At 60.2% G+C, this 3,762-nt stretch carries 9 protein-coding genes; all 9 read left to right on the forward strand.

Features of this window, described 5'->3' with window-relative positions:
* Window positions 1–25 precede the first annotated feature (25 nt).
* The 9 genes from E1297_RS03625 (at window position 26) to E1297_RS03665 (ending at window position 3,653) form a co-directional block, all read left to right on the forward strand.
* Complete coding sequence (locus tag E1297_RS03625) at window positions 26–295, forward strand: hypothetical protein (RefSeq protein ID WP_155134005.1); 270 nt, start codon at window positions 26–28, stop codon at window positions 293–295.
* Window positions 276–584 (forward strand): hypothetical protein, encoded by a 309-nt coding sequence (locus E1297_RS03630; RefSeq protein ID WP_155134008.1) that lies wholly within the window; start codon window positions 276–278, stop codon window positions 582–584. Before E1297_RS03625 ends, E1297_RS03630 begins: the two co-directional genes overlap by 20 nt.
* Entirely contained in the window at window positions 581–739 is a 159-nt protein-coding gene (locus tag E1297_RS03635) for a hypothetical protein (protein WP_155134011.1), read from the forward strand. Before E1297_RS03630 ends, E1297_RS03635 begins: the two co-directional genes overlap by 4 nt.
* Window positions 736–1,056 carry a hypothetical protein gene (locus tag E1297_RS03640; RefSeq protein WP_155134014.1) on the forward strand — a complete coding sequence of 107 codons (321 nt, stop codon included), beginning with the start codon at window positions 736–738 and terminating at the stop codon, window positions 1,054–1,056. The genes E1297_RS03635 and E1297_RS03640 overlap by 4 nt, the downstream gene beginning before the upstream one ends.
* A gap of 173 nt (window positions 1,057–1,229) precedes the next feature.
* Window positions 1,230–1,616, forward strand: coding sequence for a hypothetical protein (locus E1297_RS03645; RefSeq protein ID WP_155134017.1), 387 nt, complete (start codon window positions 1,230–1,232; stop codon window positions 1,614–1,616).
* Window positions 1,613–1,897 carry a hypothetical protein gene (locus E1297_RS03650; protein WP_155134020.1) on the forward strand — a complete coding sequence of 95 codons (285 nt, stop codon included), beginning with the start codon at window positions 1,613–1,615 and terminating at the stop codon, window positions 1,895–1,897. The genes E1297_RS03645 and E1297_RS03650 overlap by 4 nt, the downstream gene beginning before the upstream one ends.
* A 40-nt stretch (window positions 1,898–1,937) precedes the next feature.
* Window positions 1,938–2,216 (forward strand): hypothetical protein, encoded by a 279-nt coding sequence (locus E1297_RS03655; protein ID WP_155134023.1) that lies wholly within the window; start codon window positions 1,938–1,940, stop codon window positions 2,214–2,216.
* Window positions 2,201–2,386, forward strand: a complete 186-nt coding sequence (locus E1297_RS03660; protein WP_155134026.1) for a hypothetical protein — start codon at window positions 2,201–2,203, stop codon at window positions 2,384–2,386. Before E1297_RS03655 ends, E1297_RS03660 begins: the two co-directional genes overlap by 16 nt.
* 196 nt (window positions 2,387–2,582) lie before the next feature.
* A complete protein-coding gene (locus E1297_RS03665; RefSeq protein ID WP_155134029.1) occupies window positions 2,583–3,653 on the forward strand; it encodes a site-specific integrase in 1,071 nt (356 codons plus the stop codon).
* Window positions 3,654–3,762 lie beyond the last annotated feature (109 nt).

Below are 3,762 nucleotides of genomic sequence, written 5' to 3' on the forward strand. Positions count from 1 at the left end.
CGCAGCCTGAACAGGAGACCGCGTGATGACCCGGAACCGCCGCAAGCAATCCCTGAACGGCATGGCAGAACGCGCCCGCCAGCACGCCCACAGCCTCAAACGCGAGGCCGAAGCGCAAGAGCCGGCCATCGAGGCGCTTGCAGACTGCGGCAAGCTCAAGGAGGCCAACCGCGCCCGGCTCACTGTCCGCCGCAACCTGCGCAGCGCCGCCGAACTCCTGAAATCCGCCGACAGCCTGGAGGCCAAGGCACGAGTGTTCCAACCGGAGACCACCCATGACCAGTGCATTGCATAACCAGAGCCCGGAACAACTGGCCGACCGGCTGGGCTATCTCGACGGCATCACCAAGAGCGCAAAGGCCGAAGCCGATGAGATCAAGGCCGAGCTGAAACAGCGCGAGGTCAACGTGGCCCGTGGCGCAAATTTTGTGGTCAGCCTCTCGACCAGTACATCCAGCCGCCTCGACACCAAGGCTCTTGCAGCTGATCTGGGGGAGGACATGCTTGCGGACTACTACCGCCCGTCCGTCAGCACCCGCGTCACCATCAAGCCGGTCACGGCCAAGCTGGAGGGCACTCAATGACCCGCCGCACCCTCACGCCCACCCTGAGCGACTGGCTGGCCGTCGCCCCGTGGGTTGCCCTGCCGCTGTTTTCCATGAGCTGCGCCCACGAGCTGACCGGAGCCTATGCGCGCCGGTTCGGGTTGGGCATGGCTCGGAAAGGATCTGCGTCATGAATGTGAAGCCGGACTTCAGCGCACCCGCCAAGGCCGAAGCTGGCGCCCAAAAGGCGGAAGATGGCAAACCGTACAGCGTCGAAACCACGAGCGTGCTTTACATCAGCGTCGAGGAAATCGAGATGCTGGCCAACATCGCGATGGATTTCATTCATCAGCGGGAGGTCCAGCAGTCGACCGATGAAGGCAGCTACACATGGCGGCAAGCCGGGCTTCTGGTTGAAGAAATCATTTCGAGAACCGGAAGCCTGCAACGCTTCGTCGAGACCATGGACCGGGCTCAAGCCAATGCGCAACCGCTGCACCCTGTTCGCTGACTGGCTCGACGCCGTGTCGGCCATCGGGCTGGCCACGTCCTGTATGGCGCTGGCCGTGGCCCTCACCATCCGCTGGCTGGTTTGATGCTGGCCGCTCTTGCCGTTGCCCTTGGTCTGGCAGCGCTTCTCCGCCTCGCCCGTGACTGGCGCGGGCACAATACGGGACCTGATGAATGACCGCAGTCAAATGCCCCTCGCGCTTCGTGCTTATGCCCCGCTATCCGACGGAAAAGATTCTGCATGCGTTCTGGTCGGGCTACAACCGCAACAACGGTGTCCAGCCGGATTTCAACGCCTATGAAAACATGATCCGCACGGCACAGGATGTCTGCGAACTCGCGCACCCGTCGCAATGCGCGCTGTTTGATGCACTGGCCAAGACCTCTGGCGCACTGGATATCGTCACGAGCCACTACGGGCTCAATCAGGAAAGCTCCCAAGTCAGCTTCACAGAGCCGCACGCCCATTACGGGACCATGTCCGTGCAACAGATCCTCAACGAGTCTCGCACAGTGCTTGCCGCCCATCTGGAGCATCTGAACCGGGAGGATGCGCAATGACTGCACAAGCACAAATTGACCGCGACTTACAGCAACTTGCCAGCCAGCGGGTGACACAGGCCATCGACAGCGTGTCGCAACTCGCGGACTCCGCCAAACAGCGCAGCCAGATTGAAGGGTGTGTGCTGGTTCTGGTGGCTCAGCGTGCGGCCTTGGCTGTGTGTGACGCGATCGGGGAAGAGATCACGGACCCGGCCGATCTGATCGGGGCAGCGATTTACATGCTGGAGGGCGTTCTGGAAAACGCAAGGCAACCCCGGACCAAAACAGGATCGTCTTGACCGGTCACGAACCGGGACAACAAAACGCAAGGAGCGGGCGATGTATTTACCTGCAGGGTATTCCGGGAAGCCACATCCCGGCCACGCTGGTGAATTGAGGCCGCCGTGTGGCGGTGGAGCCAGCAAGCGGGAGCCAACAGCGCCATTAAACGACGAACGCACCCAAACGACGCATTCCCGGATCGCTTGGGTGCTGATGAATGCGCCTGCTTTCAAGCCCGAGTTTCTGGCTGAGGAAATGGCCCGGCATTTCCTCGAAGACCTGCCCGGCAATGCAGGCGTCGAGGTTCTGGAGGTTCCGCAATGCCCCGATATCTGATCATGAAAAAGGTCAACATGTTCACGACTGCAATGGGCGTGGATGTACCCGTTCTTGAGGTTGTATCAGTAGCCGAATCGATACCATTGGCAGCTGATCAGATCGCAACAAGGCATCGTGACGGGGAAGTGCCGGAAGACACGTATTTCATCACTGAAAAGAGCGGTTAGGGAGTAGCGCCATGCAGCCAGCCGACTGGACCGACGACACGCCCATTACGCTGGATGAAGCTGCGAAGGTGATCTTTCGCGGCACGATCAGCGCATCAACCTTGCGCGCCCAGGCCGAATTGGGAAATCTTGAACTGGAGAAAATCGGCCGGCGTTTCTACACCACGCCCGCCTCAATCCGGGAGATGAGGAAAAAATGCCGCGTCCAAGAAAAGCCCCCCGGCTCTTTGTCCGAAGGGACGAAGACCCACCCGTCTGGGTTATCAGAGACGGATCGCGTCAAGTCCGCACAGGCTGCATTGAATCAGAAGCTGAAGAAGCTGAAAAGCGGCTCGCGGAATACCTCGCAAGCAAGCACGAACCAACCAAAAGCTCAGATCCTAAAGATGTCCCCGTCGCGGACGTCCTGAGCCTGTATCTGACAGACAAGATTCCCCATCTCGGCAAGCCCGGAAACGAGATCGATTTCATTACCCAGCTTTCCCCGTTCTGGGGCAAGCTGCATCTTTACGACATCGACAACCGGCACACCACGGATTACGCCAAGGCGCGCATGAAAGCGGGCGTCAAGGCATCCACTGCCCGGCGCGAGCTTGAGACGCTGAGAGCAGCGGCAAACTATTTCGTCAACGACCGCAAGATCCCGTTCAGGCCCGTGGTAACACTGCCGCCGAAAGCCGAACCCCGATTGCGCTGGCTGACGCGCTCAGAGGCGGCACGCTTCATCCACGCGGCCCGCAGGCGCGGCAATCACCATCTGGCGCGCCTGATTCTGATCGGCGTTTACACCGGCACCCGAACCGGCGCCATCATTGCCTTGAAGTGGGTCGAGGCCACCCATAGCGGCTATGTCGATATTGACGCCGGAGTGCTCTACCGGAAGGGCGCATCAGAGCGCACCACAGCCAAGCGCCGCCCATCTGTCCGCATACCGTCCCGGTTGCTGCCGCACCTCAAGCGCTGGAAGGCGATGGACAAGGGCGTGGCGCATGTCATCAACAGGGATGGGCAGCCGGTCAAGAGCGTGCGCAAGGCATGGGCGAACAGCCGCGCCGATGCCAGTCTTGACGCAGAAGTGATCCCGCACAGCCTGCGCCACACGGCGGCAAGCTGGGGAATTCAAAACGTCAGAACCACCCAGGAACTGCAAACCCTCGCGGATTTTTTGGGGATGTCTCTTGAGATGCTTTTGAAGACCTATGGCCACCTGAACCCGGACCATCAAAGCGCTGCAGCGGATGCGATTTCACGCCGTCCGGGAGCCTGAAAATAGGGGTTTCTGTGCGGATAACTGTGCGGACTTCTAATCCGTCACCCCAACAAACAGCCAAAAGTCTTTGAAAATAAATGGTGGGCGATGAGAGACTCGAACTCCC

The sequence above is a fragment of the Roseibium sp. RKSG952 genome, assembly GCF_009711355.1.

What these genes read in the sequence shown, in the direction of transcription:
- E1297_RS03635 (WP_155134011.1), top strand. Translation starts at nt 581, where the DNA reads ATGACCCGCCGCACCCTCACGCCCACCCTGAGCGACTGGCTGGCCGTC.
- E1297_RS03640 (WP_155134014.1), top strand. Translation starts at nt 736, where the DNA reads ATGAATGTGAAGCCGGACTTCAGCGCACCCGCCAAGGCCGAAGCTGGC.
- E1297_RS03660 (WP_155134026.1), top strand. Translation starts at nt 2,201, where the DNA reads ATGCCCCGATATCTGATCATGAAAAAGGTCAACATGTTCACGACTGCA.
- E1297_RS03665 (WP_155134029.1), top strand. Translation starts at nt 2,583, where the DNA reads ATGCCGCGTCCAAGAAAAGCCCCCCGGCTCTTTGTCCGAAGGGACGAA.
- E1297_RS03625 (WP_155134005.1), top strand. Translation starts at nt 26, where the DNA reads ATGACCCGGAACCGCCGCAAGCAATCCCTGAACGGCATGGCAGAACGC.
- E1297_RS03630 (WP_155134008.1), top strand. Translation starts at nt 276, where the DNA reads ATGACCAGTGCATTGCATAACCAGAGCCCGGAACAACTGGCCGACCGG.
- E1297_RS03645 (WP_155134017.1), top strand. Translation starts at nt 1,230, where the DNA reads ATGACCGCAGTCAAATGCCCCTCGCGCTTCGTGCTTATGCCCCGCTAT.
- E1297_RS03650 (WP_155134020.1), top strand. Translation starts at nt 1,613, where the DNA reads ATGACTGCACAAGCACAAATTGACCGCGACTTACAGCAACTTGCCAGC.
- E1297_RS03655 (WP_155134023.1), top strand. Translation starts at nt 1,938, where the DNA reads ATGTATTTACCTGCAGGGTATTCCGGGAAGCCACATCCCGGCCACGCT.